Raw genomic sequence first — 20,450 nt, forward strand, 5'->3', positions numbered from 1 at the left:
TCCTTGAAGACATTCGCGCCGCGCAGGAGCTTCCCCAAGCGCATTCACAAGAAAGTCAGTTCGGTTGGCGGGTCCGCTGCATCAACGGACGTACGAGGATGCGTGTCTTTGGTGCTTCGGCAATGCGTTTGGCGAGTTCTGCCGCGGTCGGTGCTTCAAATAGCGTTCGGATCGAGAGATCAACGGAGAAACTACTGCGAATCCGTCCCAACAGGCGCGTAGCTAGTAGTGAATGCCCGCCGAGGTCGAAGAAGTTCTGTTCGATGCCTACAGTCTCCAGGCCCAGCACCTCAGAGAACAGCGACACCAACGTTTGCTCTTGCGGTGTCCGTGGCGCGGTTCCCATCGCCGTCTTCGCGCCGTAGTCCGGGGCTGGCAGCTTCGACCGGTCCAGCTTTCCGTTTGGCGATAGCGGCAGCTGCATCAATACCACCACCGCCGACGGCACCATGTAGTCCGGCAGATGCTCCGATAGAGCACGCCGCAGACCCGCTGGCTCTAGCGTCCGTTCCGCTTCGGCTACCACATACGCCACCAATTGCTTCTGCCCTGGAACGTCCTCGCGCGCGATCACGACCGCTTGGGACACTCCCGGCAACTTGCGCAGCTGCGATTCGATTTCTCCCGGTTCCACACGGAACCCGCGCAACTTCACCTGATGATCCACGCGACCAAGAAAGTCCAGCTCCCCCTCCGATAGCCAGCGCACCAGGTCGCCTGTGCGATACATCCTCGCGCCCTGCTCGAATGGATTTGCCACGAACCGCGCGGCAGTGAGTGCTGTTTGGCCAAGATAGCCGCGCGCCAGACCGAGGCCGGCGATGTACAATTCGCCCGCCACACCTACCGGCACCGGCTGCAGGTGTTCATCGAGCACGTACACGCGTGTGTTAGGCAGTGGTCGACCGATCGGGGGTTTGCCGCTGCCGCGTAACGGGCTGCTGGTTGTCGCGCAGATTGTTGCTTCGGTCGGCCCGTATTCGTTGAGCATGCAGCGACCCGGGGACCACGCCTGCACCACCGTATCCGGACAGGCGTCGCCGGCCACACCAAGCGACGTCAGGGTCGACATCGCCGTCGGATCCAGTTCCGGCAGCAGCGCCGGTGGGAAGGTCGTGTAGCTGATCCGTTCACGCGCCACCAGCGCGTTGAGCGACTGTGCCGACTGCACACTTTCGGCGCTCGCCAGAACCAGTGTCGCGCCAGCCATGAACGCTAGCGCGATTTCGGAAATGGCTGCATCGAAGCTGTGCGAGGCGAATTGCAGCACACGGCCATCGCGACCGACGCCGAAGCGCTCGCTCAAAGCGAGTGCGGTGTTACCTAAGCCGCGGTGAGTGACCACCACGCCTTTGGGTTTGCCGGTCGAACCAGAGGTGTAGATCACGTAGGCTGGGTGCTCGACCGACAACGCACAGCGGCGTTCGTCGTCGCCGGGCGCGTGCATTGGTGCTTGCACGATGGCACGTTGGATTTCCGGGGCGTCCCAGGCCCACACTGGCGGCCCCGGCGGCAAGGCGCGCGCGCCCTCCGCAGTGGACACGAGTAGACGCGGACGGGCGTCTTCAAGCATGAAGGCCAGGCGCTCTGCCGGATAGTCTGGATCGAGCGGAAGATAGGCAGCGCCAGCCTTGTGAATGCCGAGCAAGACGACAATGACGTCGATGGAGCGCGGCAGGGCCAGTCCGACGATGTCTTCCGGTCCAATGCCCTGCGCCATCAGGGCATGGGCGACTTTGTTCGCGCGGCGGTCGAGTTCTGCATAGGAGAGCTCGACGTCGTCCAAGACCAGGGCGGATGCGTCTGGGGTTGCGGCGACCTGACGTTCGAACAGGGCCGGAAACGGCAGCTGCGGCAGCTCGCGCGCAGTGTCGTTCCAGGCCTCAAGCAACTGTGTGCGCTCAGGCAGGGGAAGCACTTTCAGTTTTTGCACCGGGATCGCGGGCGTATGGATCAGCGCATCCAGTAAGTTTTCCAAGGCCTGTTGCATGTAGCTGCAGAGGCGCTCGGCGGAATGCGGCTTCGCCACTTGCGCGTTCAACCCTAGTGCATCTTCGCGATCGTCTACGGAAAGCGTGAAGGGATAGTTCGACCGCTCATCGCCGCTCAGCCAAGTTACGCCTGGCAACGGATCTGGCCCGGCTGAGGCTTGAGTATCGTAGTGACGGTAGTTAAGCAGTGCGCTGAAAAGAGGTGCTGGAGAGACGAGGCCGCTGCAGCGTTGCGCTAGGGCTAGCGAGGCATTTTCATGTCGCATCAAGTCGGCAAGTCGTGCATGGGTGGCAAGAACTGCATCCACCACGCTCGTCCCCACCAGATCCAAACGCAGCGGAAGCGTGTTGATGAACAAACCCATTGCGCGGTCACTGCTCGCCCCAGCATGCATACGGCCAAACAGCACGGTACCGAACACCACGTGATCACGCCCGCTAAGTCGACCTACGACCAGCCCCCACGCGACATGGCAGAGGCTGGCAAGGCTGACGCCGAGGCGGCGCGCTTCGGCACGGAGAGAGCCGGTGAGTCTGGCCGGCAGCAGACGCTCGCCATCATCCATTGCGCTGCCGTCTCGGTGCACGTCGGCTAGACCGAGTGGCAGCGTCGGCTCTTGTATATCGGCCAGCATCCCACGGAAGAAAGCTTCCTGCTCGGCTACTGTCGGACCCAGACGCCCCTTCGCGACCATCTCCCGGAAAGGCAGCGGCGGTGGCAATTCCATTTCGCGATCGTCCAGGATCGCACGTATTTCGCCGAGCATGATGGCGAGTGACGAGATGTCATCTATCAGATGATGTTGTATCTGTAGTACCACCCAGCGTTCGCTGCCTGGCTGGCGGGCGATGGCGAAGCGCAGCAATGGGGCTTTTCCGAGATCGATACGGTAATGACGTGGATCATAGCGGCGCGCCAGGGCATCGATGGTAGGGATGTCGTCTGAATTAAGCGCAACCTCGTCTACCTGTAATTTTGCCGCACGCAACACCACCTGTGCCGGTGTCGACAAGTTTTCCCACACGAAGACGGTGCGTAGGATGTCGTGACGGTCAACTACACGCTGCACTGCAGCCAAATAGCGATCAAGCGAACTACGATTGGCTAGCTCCAGACGATTGATCTGAAGATAAGGATCGCCTTCGGAAGCGAGCTGGTGATGGAAGAGAATGCCTTCCTGCAGCGAGGAAAGCGCATAGATGTCCTGGATGTTGTTGATCCCCCCGGGCACGGTGGCCACGATGCAATCGATATCGGCCTGGGTAAGCTCGATCAGCGGAAGCTTGTCTGGTGTGATTAGGGTGTCGCCTATCTGTATGCGGTTCAACGGTGCGGTCACGCAGTGGCGCTCGCGGACAAGCGCTGCCAGTTCCGACAGCGTTGGGTGCAGGAACAGCGTGCGAACGTCAAGATGAATGTCCTGCTTGCGAAGGTGTTCGATGAGGCGAACCGCAAGCAGGGAATGACCGCCCAACCGAAAAAAGTGGTCTTGACGACCGACGCGTTCAATGCCGAGCAGTGTCGACCATGCGTTGGCTATCGCTAGTTCGGTAGCGTTCTGTGGGGACGTGTAGGCGTCGCGCGGGTAGGCGTCGCCAGATGGCTCTGGCAGGGCTTTATAGTCGAGCTTGCCGTTGGTATTCAGTGGCATCGCTTCGAGCAGCACGTAAGCTGCGGGAACCATGTACTCGGGCAATCTCGTCGAAAGTTCGCCCTGAACCCGGGCTACGAACGTCGCCGGATCAGTCGACGTGGCGGCAACCATGTAGGCGACCAAGCGCTTATCGTCCGGTTTATCCTCGCGGAGGACAACTGTGCACCGTAATATATTTTCAATAGCTAGGAGTGCGGCTTCGATCTCACTTAGCTCTATGCGGAATCCGCGTAATTTGATCTGCTGGTCGTTGCGACCGATGAAATCGATATTGCCATCGGGTAGGTAACGCGCGATGTCACCCGTGCGATACATCCGTCCCTCGGGCGCTGAGGAGAAGGGGTCGGAAAGGAAGCGCTCCGCCGTCAATTCATCTCGATTGAGGTAGCCTCGCGCAACGCCGCTGCCGCCTATGTACAGCTCCCCGACAACGCCAAACGGGACCGGCCGGCCACGCTCGTCAAGTAGGTACATTCGAGTGTTTGCAATTGGACGTCCGATCGGTACAACGCCCGCATCGAAATCTGCGGGACAGGTCCAAGCGGTGACGTCAATCGCCGCCTCGGTCGGACCGTAAAGATTGTGCAGAGCGGCATCGGGCAACATGCGTCGTGCCTTGCGTAGAGTCGCCGCCGGCAGAGCCTCGCCGCTGCAGACGATATGGCGCAGGCTGGCACAGCGACCAGTGTGCTCAAAATCCAGAAAGCTACTGAGCATCGAAGGCACGAAATGCACGATTGTGACGGCGTGCTCAAAGATTAGCTCTGCCAGCGCACCAGGATCCTTGTGTGCCTCAGGCGGTGCCACCACTAGAGTGGCGCCTTGCCCGAGCGTCCAAAAGAACTCCCACACTGAGACGTCGAAGCCAAATGAGGTCTTTTGCAGCACTACATCGCCGGGTCCCAACCCGTAGGCTGATTGCATCCAGTCGAGGCGGTTCCTGAGCGCGCGGTGTTCGTTCATGGCGCCCTTTGGCATGCCTGTGGAGCCAGAGGTGTAGATGACGTAGGCGAGGTGACGCGTGGTCAGTCCCAAGTCAGCGGGATCAAGGTCGGTGTCGGACTGGCTTTCGAAGGTTGCTTCGTCATCGAGCGCGAGCGTCAGAACCTGTTCGGGATGGCCGGCCGTTGCGTGCCGCCCGGCGCCGTCGACCAACATAAGTCGCGGGGCTGCATCCTCAAGGATCATGGCCAAGCGGTTAGCCGGCTGACTTGGATCCAAGGGCAAATAAGCGCCCCCCGCCTTGAGGATGCCCAGTAGGCCGATCACCATCGGCACACCGCGTTCGACACAGATCGCGACCAGATCATCGGGGCGGACACCAAGTGCGAGGAGGCCATGCGCGACGCGGTTGGCAGCCCGATTTAGTTCTGCATAGCTCAGGCGATGCTCGCCTACAATTAGCGCAGGCAGGTCTGGACAGCTGTGCGCCAGGGTCTCGAACGGCTGGTGCATGCACAGGGCGGCGCGATGTGATGTCTTAGTATCGTTGAGCGTCTCCAACAGGAAGTGGCGCTCTTCCGCGGGAAGTACATCGAGTTCGCAAACCGGCAGGTTCGGCGTGCGCTCTAGCGCGGTCACCAAGCATTCCAGCGCGTGCTGCATCTGCGCGGCGATCCTATCTGCGACGTGTGGGCGGACTACCTGAACAATGAGATCAAGCTCTGTTCCCCGATCATCCATCGATAGGATCAGTGGGTAGTTTGTGCGCTCATCGCCGCCGAGCCAGCGCACGCCGGCGGGCAGGCGTGGTGTGGCAGCTTCGTCACCCGGTGTGTCGTGACGATAGTTGAACAGCGAGCTGAACAGCGGCGTTGGCTGTGGCACAGCGCTGCAACGCTGCGCAAGTCCCAGGGACGCATGCTCGTGGCGGATAAGGCCAGAGAGGCGTGCGTGGGTTTCGCGCACGCTCTCGCGCACAGATGCCCTTCCCACGTTCACGCGCATGGGAAGGGTGTTGATTGAAAGTCCCAACGCGCCTTCTCCGCTTTGCATGCGGCCCAGCAACACGCTACCGAAAACCACCTGTTCGCGGTTACTTGCACGCGCGATGACCAGCCCCCAAGCAAGATGGCAGAGGCTGGCGAGAGTGACGCCGTGGCTGCGTGCGATAGTGCTAAGAGCGGTGACGAGTCCTATCGGGAGGGACAAGCAGGCTTCGTCTAGGTCTATACCGTCACCTTGCACGTCGATTAGCCCGAAGGGAAGCGTAGGCTCCTCGATGTCGGCGAGCATTGCGCGAAAAAAACGCGCGTGCTCTTCGTCGCTGGACCCCAGTCTAGCGCGCGCGATTAGGTTGCGATATGGCTGCGCATGTGGCAAAGACGCGTCGTGATCGTCCATCAACGCAGTCACTTCATTCAGCAGAACCTCTACGGTCGCGCGATCTCCGATCAAATGATGCTGGAGCTGCAATAGCCTCCAACGCTGCGAATCCGGCTCCTGCGCGACGACGAAGCGCAGCAAGGGAGATCTAGTCAAGTCAATTGGGAACCGCGCTGGGTCCAACGCGGCATCGATCGAAGTTCCCGGTTGGAGCTCGATGTGGTCAATCTGCGGCGAAGCAGCCTGGCGCAACACAACCTGCACTGGTTCAGATAGCTGCTCCCATTGAAATGTCGTGCGCAGGATGTCGTGGCGCCGTACCAGCAAGCTCATCGCGTCGAGATAACGATCGAGACGGTGGCGGTCGTCGAACGACAGTTGCATCGACTGGCGATATGGGTCTTTCGCCGGATTGAGCAAGTGGTGGAATAATATGCCTTCCTGCAGCGGCGACAGGGCATAGATGTCTTGAACGTTGCAGATGCCGCCCGGCGTGCGGGAGACGATCAGATCGATATCGGCCTGGGTTAGCGTCGCCAGTGGCAAAAGATTCGGGGTAATCGCGGTGCAGCCAACAGAAATACGGTTTGGCGGCACCTCGATGTTGCAGTTGCCAGTCAAATTGGCGGCGAAGTCGGCGAGCGTCGGATGGTCGAACAACGTCCGAACGTCTGTGTTGTGCCCGAGTCGGCGCAGCTTGCCTACCAGTTGCATCGCCGTCAGCGAATGGCCGCCAAGCTCAAAGTAGTGATCATGCCGTCCCACGCGCTCCAGACCGAATGATTGCGCCCATTGTTCGGCGAGCATGATTTCAAGTTCTCCGCTCGGCGCTTCATAGGTTCTCTGTAGCGCGTTGGTACCGGCATGAGGCAGCAATTTATGATCAATTTTGCCATTTGCGGTGATTGGCATCGCGCCTAGTACGACGATCGAACTAGGTAGCATATGCTCGGGAAGGGCTTGCGATAGCGCGGCACGCAGGTTGATGGTGTCTAGCGATACGTCACTGTCAGCAGTCACATACCCGACGAGCCGCTTGTGCCCCTGCGCATCCTCGTGCGCCACCACGGCCGCCTGCGATACGCCCGGCTGGCGCGACAGGCACGCCTCGATCTCGCCCAACTCGATCCGAAAGCCGCGCAGCTTCACCTGGTGGTCCACTCGCCCCAGGAACTCGAGTTCACCATCCGCCACCCGCCGCACCAGATCCCCGGTGCGGTACATCCGCTCGCCGGCCTCGAACGGGTTGGCCACGAACCGCTCTGCCGTTAACGATGGACGACGCCAATATCCGCGCGCCAGCCCCTCACCACCCAGATATAACTCGCCCGTTATCCCGGCAGGCACCGGCTGCAGACCGTCATCCAGCACGTACACGCCGGTATTGGCGATCGCCTCGCCCAGCCGAATCGGACCGTCGCCCACCTGGTCGCACAGTGACCAGACTGTAGTCTCGGTCGGACCGTACATGTTCCACAAGGCGCCACCGCCGCGCAGGTATGCCGCCAGTGCTGGCGGCAGCGCCTCGCCGCCGCACAGCATCCGCATCCCCGCCGCCGGCGTCCAGCCCGCTTCGCGTAGCAATTGCCAGGTCGCTGGCGTGGCCTGCATCACCTCCGGCGCGGTTGCTTCCAAGAGCGCGCGCAGACGCTGACCATCAGTGCTCACCGAGCGCGGCACAATCCGCACCCGGCCTCCCACCATCAGCGGCAGATACAGTTCCAGTACCGCAATGTCGAAGGAGATCGGTGTGCACGCCATGAGCGTCTCGCCTGCGCCCATGCCAGGGCGTTGCGCCATGCTGTGCAGGAAATTGAGCACACCGCCGTGGCGCACGCTCACGCCCTTCGGGCGGCCGGTCGAGCCAGAGGTGTAAATCACGTAGGCCGGATGCTCTGGCGACAGCGCGACCTGCAGATCGGCCACAGACTGCAGCGAGAGGTCCAATTGGTCCAGGCACCATACTGCGGCCGGATCGGGGAGGGCGGCCAGCATCTGACTGTGGCCAAGGATCACCGCCGGCTGCGCATCCTCGAGCATGTAAGCCACGCGCTCGGCAGGATAGTCCAGATCGAGCGGCAGGTAGGCGCCACCAGACTTGAGCACCGCCAGCAGGGCAACCAGCATCTGCGGCGAGCGTGGCAGGGCCACGGCGACGATCCGTTCGGTGCCGATACCGGCCTCGCGCAACGCGTGGGCAAGGCGGTTGGCCTGGGCATTGAGTTCGGCGTAGGTCAACGACTCATCGCCAAACAGTGCCGCTAGCGCATCAGGCGTCAGACTCGACTGGGCTTCGAAGAGGGCAGGAGCGAGTGCGTCGGGCCAGTGTTGCAGATTGGCAATGGTTGTAGCACGCGCCGCGCTATGCGCATCGAGTAAACCGATCTGACCGATCAGAACTTTTGGTGACGTCGTCATTGCGCGAAGCACATGCACGAAATGCGCTGCCATGTCCTCGATGACGCGCGCACCAAACAGATTCGGCAGATAACTGAAGCGAAGCTCCACTTCGGTCTGTCCAGGCTTAGCCATCAGGCCCAGAGGGTAGTGCGACACGTCGCCGCCAACGCCGCCAGCGTAATCAATACTCGGGCTGTCGCCCGGTGTCGCCAGTGCGCCTTTGTGCTCGCGCAGATTCTCGAAAACAAATAGCGTATCGAACAGTTCGCCGATGCCTGCAATACGCTGGATCTGTACCAGCCCGAGATGTTGATGCTCCAACAGCTCCGCCTGTTCCGACTGGATCCGGCGCAGTAACGTCTCTACCTGCTCTGTCGGGTCAAGTACTACCCGTAGCGGTACGGTATTGATGAACAGACCTACCATCCGCTCCACGCCCACGATCTCCGGCGGACGGCCCGACACCGTGATGCCGAAGGTCACGTCGCGTCGTCCGGTGTGGCGCGACAGCCACACCGCCCACGCCGCTTGGAAGATCGTGTTCAGGGTTACGCCGCAGGCGCGGGCGCGCTGCTGCAGAGCTTCACTCAGCTCGGCGTCCAGATGCAATGTGTATACCTGCGGCACGGGTGCCACGTCGATGCCGCGTCCGCCGGCCAGACGGGTCGGTTCGTCCACGCCGGCTAGATGGCGGCGCCACGCTGCCTCCGCAGCCACTGCATCCTGCGCGCGCAGCCAAGCGAGATAGGTTTTGTAAGGCGTAGGCGATGGCAGACTCGCTATCTGTCCGCGATACAGGGCGAACAATTCTTCGACGAGAATCGGCATCGACCAGCCATCGAGTACTATGTGGTGATTGCTCAGGATCAGGCGGTGTGCATCGGCGGCGAGGCGTACGAGGGTCATGCGCAGGAGGGGGCCGCGAGCGGCATCGAAGCACAGTGCCGCATCGTCGCGTTCGATGTCGGCACAGGCGGCACGTGCGGCGTCGGCGTCGAGGCGCGACAGATCGACGAAGCGCCACGGAAGTGCAACCCGCCGCGGGATGACCTGTACCGGTTCCTTGAAGCCGCTCTGGGCGAAGCTGGCACGCAGGTTGGGATGTCGCGCGAGCAGCGCATCGCCGGCGGAACGCAACTCCTCGGCGTCGACCGCGCCGTCTAAATCGTACAGCGTCTGTACCAAATATGCGTCGTGACTGCCGACCGCATAGAGGTGTTGGAATAGCAATCCTTGCTGCAACGGGGACAGCGGCAACATGTCCTCAATGTCGAGAGTCATAAATCGATTCCAGGTATTCAATGTCGGAAGGTTCGATCGAAAGCAGCGATAGATCGATTTGCGTAAAGCCGCCGACCTCAGACTCACCCTCGTGCACGATGAGGCGTTGCAGCACATCGAACCATGATTGAGCCAGGGACTGGATTTCGGCCTCTACGAATAGGCGTTCCGCCCACGTCCAGTCGGCGACGAGACTTGGACCATCCGAGCGATCCTCGGCCACCGCATTGAGCGTGATCGCATATTCGAGCGGCATTTCACCCTGCGCGCCACCGCCGATCAGATCTGCCTCCGCCGCGGACGCCCAGTCACGGTCGGAAGCACCTTCGAAGCGACCTAAGTAGTTGAAAGCGACCTGAGAAGGGGCATGGCGCGCAAGCGTTGCAGCGGACGCGTTGTCGAGGTGCCGAAGCAGACCATAACCGATGCCGTGGTCCGGAATCGAATGCAAACGATCACGTATGCGCCGGAACGCGTGTCCAAGTTCGCTTCCACCTTTTACAGCACGGTGTAGCCTGATGCCGGCAAGATCGAAGCGCACTGGATAGACGCTGGTGAACCAGCCGACCGTACGCGATAGATCCACGTCGCTGAAGATGTCCTCGCGACCGTGTGCTTCCAAATCGATGCGGATACTGTCGCCACCGCGACCGCGCTGGTCGCGCCAGTCGGCTAATGCGACCGAGAACGCGGTTAGCAAAACGTCGTTGATGCGACCGCCAAGCCGGGCCGGCACTGGGCCGAGCAAGAGCTCTGTTGCGGCCACAGGCAGGCGAAGCCGCATTGTGCGACTACTGTCCACACGATCAAGTCGCGGGTCGAGTGTCTCGTCTGACAGACGCGGGTCGTGGCCCTGCAGTATCGACTGCCACAGCGGCAATTCGGCGCGCCGCTGCATCGTGATTGCGTGCCTGTGTAACCGCACTGTCCACTCGCGGAAAGATGTGCTCCTAGGCTGGAATCGGATCGGGCGGCCCGCATGCGTCGCCTGCCAGGCGTCGATGAGATCGGGCAGCAAGATGCGCCAAGATACGCCGTCTACAACGAGATGGTGCGCGATCACAAGGAGTCGCCCGGCGTCACTTTCGCCCGCGTCGAACCAGACGACGCGTAGCACTCGTCCTTCACATGGCGCAAGCATCGCCTGCGATCTCCCCGTGGCCGCGGCAATTGCCGCGCGAAGGGCATTCCCATCGCATTTCGAAACGTCGATGCGCTCGATGCAATCGGCAGCGCAAATAGTGCCGATTTCAGGCACATACAAACTACCGTCCTCAGACATGCGCAGTCGAAGGATGTCGTGTTGGTCTAGCACGGCCTGGACTGCCGTGCACAGATCGTCGAACCGATGGCCTGCAGGCGTGCGAATTAGTATCTTTTGCTGGAAGCTATTGAAGCCTTCGCCGCTACGCTCGATAAACCAATGCATAATCGGCGTCGCTGGGAGTGGGCCGATGGACGATTCTATGGCGGTGCTCGCAGGTTTGTCGGACAGCACTCCAGCAATGGCGAGGGCTTCTGGCGTGCGCAGTCTAAAAATGTCGCGCGGCTTGAGCGTCAGTCCCTCTTGCTGAGCGCGACTGACGAGCCGGATTGCGGTGATGCTGTCGCCGCCGAGGTCGAAGAAGTTCTGTTCGATGCCTACAGTCTCCAGGCCCAGCACCTCAGAGAACAGCGACACCAACGTTTGCTCTTGCGGTGTCCGTGGCGCGGTTCCCATCGCCGTCTTCGCGCCGTAGTCCGGGGCTGGCAGCTTCGACCGGTCCAGCTTTCCGTTTGGCGATAGCGGCAGCTGCATCAATACCACCACCGCCGACGGCACCATGTAGTCCGGCAGATGCTCCGATAGAGCACGCCGCAGACCCGCTGGCTCTAGCGTCCGTTCCGCTTCGGCTACCACATACGCCACCAATTGCTTCTGCCCTGGAACGTCCTCGCGCGCGATCACGACCGCTTGGGACACTCCCGGCAACTTGCGCAGCTGCGATTCGATTTCTCCCGGTTCCACACGGAACCCGCGCAACTTCACCTGATGATCCACGCGACCAAGAAAGTCCAGCTCCCCCTCCGATAGCCAGCGCACCAGGTCGCCTGTGCGATACATCCTCGCGCCCTGCTCGAATGGATTTGCCACGAACCGCGCGGCAGTGAGTGCTGTTTGGCCAAGATAGCCGCGCGCCAGACCGAGGCCGGCGATGTACAATTCGCCCGCCACACCTACCGGCACCGGCTGCAGGTGTTCATCGAGCACGTACACGCGTGTGTTAGGCAGTGGTCGACCGATCGGGGGTTTGCCGCTGCCGCGTAACGGGCTGCTGGTTGTCGCGCAGATTGTTGCTTCGGTCGGCCCGTATTCGTTGAGCATGCAGCGACCCGGGGACCACGCCTGCACCACCGTATCCGGACAGGCGTCGCCGGCCACACCAAGCGACGTCAGGGTCGACATCGCCGTCGGATCCAGTTCCGGCAGCAGCGCCGGTGGGAAGGTCGTGTAGCTGATCCGTTCACGCGCCACCAGCGCGTTGAGCGACTGTGCCGACTGCACACTTTCGGCGCTCGCCAGAACCAGTGTCGCGCCAGCCATGAACGCTAGCGCGATTTCGGAAATGGCTGCATCGAAGCTGTGCGAGGCGAATTGCAGCACACGGCCATCGCGACCGACGCCGAAGCGCTCGCTCAAAGCGAGTGCGGTGTTACCTAAGCCGCGGTGAGTGACCACCACGCCTTTGGGTTTGCCGGTCGAACCAGAGGTGTAGATCACGTAGGCTGGGTGCTCGACCGACAACGCACAGCGGCGTTCGTCGTCGCCGGGCGCGTGCATTGGTGCTTGCACGATGGCACGTTGGATTTCCGGGGCGTCCCAGGCCCACACTGGCGGCCCCGGCGGCAAGGCGCGCGCGCCCTCCGCAGTGGACACGAGTAGACGCGGACGGGCGTCTTCAAGCATGAAGGCCAGGCGCTCTGCCGGATAGTCTGGATCGAGCGGAAGATAGGCAGCGCCAGCCTTGTGAATGCCGAGCAAGACGACAATGACGTCGATGGAGCGCGGCAGGGCCAGTCCGACGATGTCTTCCGGTCCAATGCCCTGCGCCATCAGGGCATGGGCGACTTTGTTCGCGCGGCGGTCGAGTTCTGCATAGGAGAGCTCGACGTCGTCCAAGACCAGGGCGGATGCGTCTGGGGTTGCGGCGACCTGACGTTCGAACAGGGCCGGAAACGGCAGCTGCGGCAGCTCGCGCGCAGTGTCGTTCCAGGCCTCAAGCAACTGTGTGCGCTCAGGCGGAGGAAGCACCGAAATTTCAGCACTGAGTGCCTCGGTGCGGAGTACGAACGCTGCCAATACATGTGTGTATCGCTGCGCCATCGCCTCGACGATGGTCGCGTCAAATACGCCCTGGCGGTATCCGAAGCGCAGCTCAGCATGTTCGCCGGGGATGACCAGAAGGCTTAGAGGGTAATGCGTGGTATCGCCGCCGACCATCCTTACGTCGCAAAGACGTGCACCTTCCATCGCCGTCGAAACCGCTTCCTTGCGAATCGGATAGTTTTCAAACGCAAAACTGGTATCGAACAGTTCGCCGATGCCGGCAATACGCTGGATCTGTACCAGCCCGAGATGTTGATGCTCCAACAGTTCTGCCTGTTCCGATTGGATCCGGCGCAGTAACGTCTCTACCTGCTCTGCCGGGTCAAGTACTACCCGTAGCGGTACGGTATTGATGAACAGACCTACCATCCGCTCCACGCCCACGATCTCCGGCGGACGGCCCGACACCGTGATGCCGAAGGTCACGTCGCGTCGTCCAGTGTGGCGCGACAGCCACACCGCCCACGCCGCTTGGAAGATCGTGTTCAGGGTTACGCCGCAGGCGCGGGCGCGCTGCTGCAGAGCTTCACTCAGCTCGGCGTCCAGATGCAATGTGTATACCTGCGGCACGGGTGCCACGTCGATGCCGCGTCCGCCGGCCAGACGGGTCGGTTCGTCCACGCCGGCTAGATGGCGGCGCCACGCTGCCTCCGCAGCCACTGCATCCTGCGCGCGCAGCCAAGCGAGATAGGTTTTGTAAGGCGTAGGCGATGGCAGACTCGCTATCTGTCCGCGATACAGGGCGAACAATTCTTCGACGAGAATCGGCATCGACCAGCCATCGAGTACTATGTGGTGATTGCTCAGGATCAGGCGGTGTGCATCGGCGGCGAGGCGTACGAGGGTCATGCGCAGGAGGGGGCCGCGAGCGGCATCGAAGCACAGTGCCGCATCGTCGCGTTCGATGTCGGCACAGGCGGCACGTGCGGCGTCGGCGTCGAGGCGCGACAGATCGACGAAGCGCCACGGAAGTGCAACCCGCCGCGGGATGACCTGTACCGGTTCCTTGAAGCCGCTCTGGGCGAAGCTGGCACGCAGGTTGGGATGCCGCGCGAGCAGCGCATCGCCGGCGGAACGTAACTCCTCGGCGTCGACCGCGCCGTCCAGGTCGCAAAGAGTCTGCACGACATAGGCATCCGCAGCGCCTTCCTCGTACAGAAGATGAAACAGTAAGCCTTCCTGCATCGGTGCCAGCGGAAGTATTACATCGTCTTCATCGCGGACCTCACCCCCGAGCGACTTCGCCGGAAGGCTGCCAGCGCCTTCCACCTCCTCTGCGCTTGCCTTTGCCGCGATGAGGGCCAATTCAGCGATGGTGGGGGATTGGAAGATGTCGCGCGGCCGCAGTGACAGGCCTTGCGCGCGTGCGCGGCTTACGAGTTGGATGGAGCGGATGCTGTCACCGCCGAGATCGAAGAAGTTGTGGTCAATACCAACCTCGGGAAGGCCCAGCAACTCCGCAAAAATTTTAGCCAGCGCATGCTCGGCCGGAGTGCGCGGCATCCGCGATTCGCCAAGCTGCTGCGTTGGATTCGGAAGCGCTTTGCGGTCTATCTTGCCGTTCGCATTCAGCGGCATCGCGTCCATCACCATGAACGTGGACGGCACCATGTACTCCGGGAGCTTGCGCAGAAGCAGTGCACGCAGCGCATGAGCGGTTGTGGCAGTCGTCTCCTGGACGCCGACATAAGCAACGAGGCGCATTAGTCCAGTCGCGTCTTCGCGGGCGACGACTGCGCACTGAGCAACGCCAGCACAGGCAGCCAATGCACTTTCAACTTCTCCCAGTTCGATGCGGAAGCCACGAATCTTAATCTGATGGTCAGCGCGTCCAAGGAAATCCAGATGCCCGTCAGCGTTCCAGCGCACGAGATCGCCGCTTCGGTACATTCGCTCACCTGAGTCGAATATGCTTGCGACGAAGCGTTCAGCAGTGAGCTCGGGACGTCCGATGTAGCCGTCGGCGACGCCTGGGCCAGCAATGTACAACTCTCCGGCTACACCGACCGGCACTGGCTGCAACCAGTTGTTCAGCACATAAGCGCGGACATTCATAATCGGCCGACCGATGCAGTACATCGGATAGGCCAGGGCAGCGGCATCGATCGGATAGCACGTGCTGACGACCGACACTTCGGTTGGCCCGTATAATTCAAAGACAAGCGCCGATGGAAAGCAATTCGCCATACGCCGGAGCAGTTCCATCGGCACAGCTTCACCGCCGACTAGTAGCACGCGGATTTTCTCGAAATGGAGTAGCGCACCGCCGCCATCGAGATAGGTGAGCAGGGCGTCCATCAAACTCGGCACAGCGTGAAGGTGGGTGCTTCCTGAGCTCCATTTGGCTAGTCGCGCAGGATCCCGCATTTCACTTGGATCGATCAGTATGCAAGTACCACCGGCCGCCAGCGGCATCAGCAGTTCGACCAAGGATATGTCGAAAGCGTGGGAGGCGAGATTCGGGAAAACATCGCTACTGGTGAATCCTAACTGTTCGATAAGCGCGAACAGCGTAACCGTTAGCTGCCGGTGTGAAACCGATACACCCTTTGGGCGACCGGTGGAACCAGAGGTGTAAATAACGTAAGCCGGATGCGCGGGCAGCAACATGCAGAGACGTTCTGTATCGCCGACCTGCGAGCCGTCGCCATGCTCCATAAGCTCCCGCGCCTCTGAGGTGTCCAGTTGCCATAGTGGCGTTGCGTCGGGCAGCACGCCACGAGATGCTGCATCGGTTAGTACGAGCGCTGGATTGGCGTTCTCCAGAATGTAGGCGAGACGATCGGCTGGATAATTCGGATCCATCGGCAAATAAGCTGCACCGGACTTCATGATGCCAAGCAGGGCGACCATCGTCGTCGGCGAACGCGATAGACACAAAGCCACGCGATCACCTGGGCGAACCCCGCGTGCAATCAGCATCCGCGCCACCGCATTCGCTTGACGCTCAAGTGTCGAGTAGTCCAGCGTCAGGTTTTCGTAGCGAATCGCTGGCATGTGAGGAACAAGCGCAGCCTGGCGCTCGAACAGCGAGACGAAGGTCGTGTCTTCGACATCGCGACGAGTGTCGTTCCATTTTTCGAGAATCTGTTCGCGCTCTTCGGGCAGCAGAGCATCGATGTGATGCACAGGTATGTCGGCGAAGCGCGCGACTGATGCCAGTAGTCGCGAAAGGCGCATTGCCAGACGTTCAATGGTCTTGTGGTCGAATAGGTCGGTCGAGAACTCGAGAATGCAATCGATGCCATGCGGGATGTTTTCCGCGTCAAACTGTTCAGTCAGACGCAGGCTCAGATCGAACTTGGCAAAGCCAAACCCAATTTCGGTACTTAACACCTGGAGACCGGGCAGCGAAACTTCTACCTCCTTGGTATTCTGTACAGCCAGCATCACTTGGAACAGCGGCTGATGGCTTAGCGAGCGAGTGGGGTTGATCAGTTCCACCAGGCGCTCAAATGGCAGATCCTGGTGCGCATACGCGGCGAGATCTGCGGTGCGTACTCTCGCCAACAGTTCGCGGAACGTCGGATTGCCGGATAGGTCTGTTCGCAGCACTAAGGTATTGACGAAGAAGCCAACCAGATCGTCGAGGGCATCGTCGGTGCGCCCGGCGACCGGCGTGCCGATCACCACATCGTCGCCGGCGCCGAGCTTGTGCAGCAGGAGGGCGAATGCGGCATGGATGACCATGAACAGGGTAGCGTTCTGTTGTCGTGCCAGCGCCACCAGCTGGGCATGTGTCTGCGCATCCACCACGAATTCGATCACATCGCCGCGGTGGCTCGCCACGGCCGGTCGCGATCGGTCGGTGGGTAGGGTGATCTGTTCGGGAATGCCGTCCAGCGTCCGCTTCCAGAACTCGCCTTGCTGGGCGAGCAGGCTGTTGGCGTCGTTTTCGTCGCCGAGCAGTTCGCGCTGCCATAGCGCGTAGTCGGCATATTGCACGGGCAGCGGGGTCCAATCGGGTGCGCGGCCATCGCGTCGGGCCGCGTAGGCGGCCCCCAGATCGCGTAGTAGCGGCGCAAGGGACCAGCCGTCGCCAGCGATGTGGTGCAGTACCAGCACGAGCACATGTTCATCGGGTGCAAGCTGCAACAGGTGGGCGCGCAACGGCAGATCAGTCGAAAGGTCGAAACCGATGCTTATCGAACGCTTCACTTCGCCGTCCGCGTCTAATGCCGCGGTGACTTCTAAGCGTAGCGGTATGTTCCACATGCCTGGCGACAGAATACGCTGCATGCCAACGCCTTCAGCGTCGATCAGTAGCGTATGTAGGATTTCGTGACGATCGACGAGGTCGACCAGTGCCTGTTTCAGCGCATCGTGGTCCAGCACTCCCTGCAGACGCAATGCCAGCGGAATGTTGTACGTTCCGCTCACCCCCTCCAACTGCTGGATGAACCATAGCCGCTGCTGCGCGTATGACAGCGGCACCGCGTCCTCCGCTGTGCGCGCGTAGCGCGACAAGGGCAGTCGTGCCGTGCCGGCGTACGCAAGCTGCTGTGCCAGCGTCGCTACCGTCGGCGACTCGAACAGATCACCGATTCCCAGTTCCACGGACAGCGTCGTGCGTATCCGGCTCACTAGACGCGTCGCCAGGAGGGAATGGCCGCCAAGGTCGAAGAAGTTGTCGTCGATGCCCACCGACGACAGGCCCAGTACGTCGCAAAATAGCGCCGCCAGCTGGATCTCTTGTGGCGTTCGCGGCGCTCGCCCGTCGCCCCGACCGAAGTCGGGGGCAGGCAGCGACTTGCGGTCGAGCTTGCCATTGGGTGTCAACGGCATCGCCGTCAGCGGCATGATCACCGACGGCACCATATAATCTGGTAGCACCTGCGCCAGCGTGCGGCGCAGTGTGACTGTCAAGGTGCGCAGCCCGCTATCAGCATCGGGGTTGTTGGCGTAATGCGCCGGTGCCTGCAGTTCGCCCGGCGCTAGCAGGTCCACTGGACGCCGGCTAGCGCGATCGCGCTCGTCCACCAGTACCAGATCGAATGCACCGTCGTCCGCCGACGCGCTCCACATCGCCGCCGCCCAATAGCCCATCGACTCGGCCAAGGTGCACAGCGCTTCGGGTTCCAGCCCGTCGTCGGCCAATGCCGCAGCACTGTGCCGCGCTTGCGCCACCTCGCCGCGCTGCAGCTGTTGCACTGCGCGTGAAGCGTTCAACAGACGCCGATTCGGCACATGGCCTATCCGCAGCCGGGCAGGGCGTGTTTGGCTCAAAAGTGCCTGCAGTTCATCGGCGTTCGTGACGGCGTCACCCCAGGCCAGCATGGGCACCCCCGACGCGCTCAGCAGTTCGGCGCCCTGTTTGTGCAACACCACCTCGTAGCGGTAAGCGCTCAGCTCATTATGCGACCAGCCGCGCTTGAGCAGCACTTCGAGTCCGGCAGCCTCGGGCAACCGCTGTGTTACCGCGACAAAAAACCTTGGGTCCAGCAGCAATTCTTTTTCCGTCGCCAGCGACTGCGAGACGCGGGTACGCAACGCCGCCGCATCTTCATTCGCATCAGCCTGGTGCAGCGCCAGCGCGGTTGCAAACTGACGCAGATGTCGGAGGCTACGCACATCGCCGATCACCAGCCGGCCGCCGGGCACCAACAACGTCATCGCCTGCGCGATCACCTCGGCCAGATAGTCGGCACTGGGGAAGTACTGCACCACCGAGTTGATCAGGATGGTGTCGAAATAATTGGCCGGTAGCGCCGCGATCTCGTGCGCCGCAAGTGATCGTAGTTCGACTTTCGGCGCAATCTCCGGGTACGTGCCCAGCATCGCGCGTAAAGCATCGATTGCCGGGACAGAGAAGTCGATGCCCCAGTAGGCTTCGCAGTGCGAGACGAGCTTCCAGAGCATCAGGCCCGAGCCGACGCCGATCTCCAGTATGCGACGTGGACGCTGCTGCATCACCAGCGACACCGCCGCTGCCTGCCACTCGCGCATCTCCGGCAAGGGAATCGGCGCGCCATCGAAACTGCTGATGAGTGCACGAAAATCTTCGTCGTGCGGAAGATCGATATTGCTGTCGTACAGGCGATCGTACACTGCCTGCCACTCGCCGACCTGGACGTGTTCGCGACCGATGTCGCGATCATCGGCCTCAACGCCAGGCACGACATACCCGACGAGCCGCTTGTGCCCCTGCGCATCCTCGTGCGCCACCACGGCCGCCTGCGATACGCCCGGCTGGCGCGACAGGCACGCCTCGATCTCGCCCAACTCGATCCGAAAGCCGCGCAGCTTCACCTGGTGGTCCACTCGCCCCAGGAACTCGAGTTCACCATCCGCCACCCGCCGCACCAGATCCCCGGTGCGGTACATCCGCTCGCCGGCCTCGAACGGGTTGGCCACGAACCGCTCTGCCGTTAACGATGGACGACGCCAATATCCGCGCGCCAGCCCCTCACCACCCAGATATAACTCGCCCGTTATCCCGGCAGGCACCGGCTGCAGACCGTCATCCAGCACGTACACGCCGGTATTGGCGATCGCCTCGCCCAGCCGAATCGGACCGTCGCCCACCTGGTCGCACAGTGACCAGACTGTAGTCTCGGTCGGACCGTACATGTTCCACAAGGCGCCACCGCCGCGCAGGTATGCCGCCAGTGCTGGCGGCAGCGCCTCGCCGCCGCACAGCATCCGCATCCCCGCCGCCGGCGTCCAGCCCGCTTCGCGTAGCAATTGCCAGGTCGCTGGCGTGGCCTGCATCACCTCCGGCGCGGTTGCTTCCAAGAGCGCGCGCAGACGCTGACCATCAGTGCTCACCGAGCGCGGCACAATCCGCACCCGGCCTCCCACCATCAGCGGCAGATACAGTTCCAGTACCGCAATGTCGAAGGAGATCGGTGTGCACGCCATGAGCGTCTCGCCTGCGCCCATGCCAGGGCGTTGCGCCATGCTGTGCAGGAAATTGAGCACACCGCCGTGGCGCACGCTCACGCCCTTCGGGCGGCCGGTCGAGCCAGAGGTGTAAATCACGTAGGCCGGATGCTCTGGCGACAGCGCGACCTGCAGATCGGCCACAGACTGCAGCGAGAGGTCCAATTGGTCCAGGCACCATACTGCGGCCGGATCGGGGAGGGCGGCCAGCATCTGACTGTGGCCAAGGATCACCGCCGGCTGCGCATCCTCGATCATGTAAGCCACGCGCTCGGCAGGATAGTCCAGATCGAGCGGCAGGTAGGCGCCACCAGACTTGAGCACCGCCAGCAGAGCAACCAGCATCTGCAGCGAGCGTGGCAGGGCCACGGCGACGATCTGTTCGGTGCCGATACCGGCCTCGCGCAACGCGTGGGCAAGGCGGTTGGCCTGGGCATTGAGTTCGGCGTAGGTCAACGACTCATCGCCAAACAGTGCCGCTAGCGCATCAGGCGTCAGACCCGACTGGGCTTCGAAGAGGGCAGGAGCGAGTGCGTCTTGCATTTATAT

2 protein-coding genes are annotated in these 20,450 nt (G+C 61.8%); both read right to left on the bottom strand.

Features of this window, described 5'->3' with window-relative positions; translation table 11 throughout:
• Positions 1-55: 55 nt before the first annotated feature.
• The gene (locus PG878_RS10360; RefSeq protein ID WP_311186041.1) at positions 56-9,652 is read right to left on the bottom strand and encodes a non-ribosomal peptide synthetase; all 9,597 of its coding nucleotides are present in this window, start codon (positions 9,650-9,652) and stop codon (positions 56-58) included.
• Complete coding sequence (locus tag PG878_RS10365; RefSeq protein ID WP_311186042.1) at positions 9,636-20,444, bottom strand: non-ribosomal peptide synthetase; 10,809 nt, start codon at positions 20,442-20,444, stop codon at positions 9,636-9,638. Before PG878_RS10365 ends, PG878_RS10360 begins: the two co-directional genes overlap by 17 nt.
• Positions 20,445-20,450 lie beyond the last annotated feature (6 nt).

The sequence above is a fragment of the Xanthomonas hawaiiensis genome (genome assembly GCF_031834635.1).
GTDB classification, from domain to species: domain Bacteria; phylum Pseudomonadota; class Gammaproteobacteria; order Xanthomonadales; family Xanthomonadaceae; genus Xanthomonas_A; species Xanthomonas_A sacchari.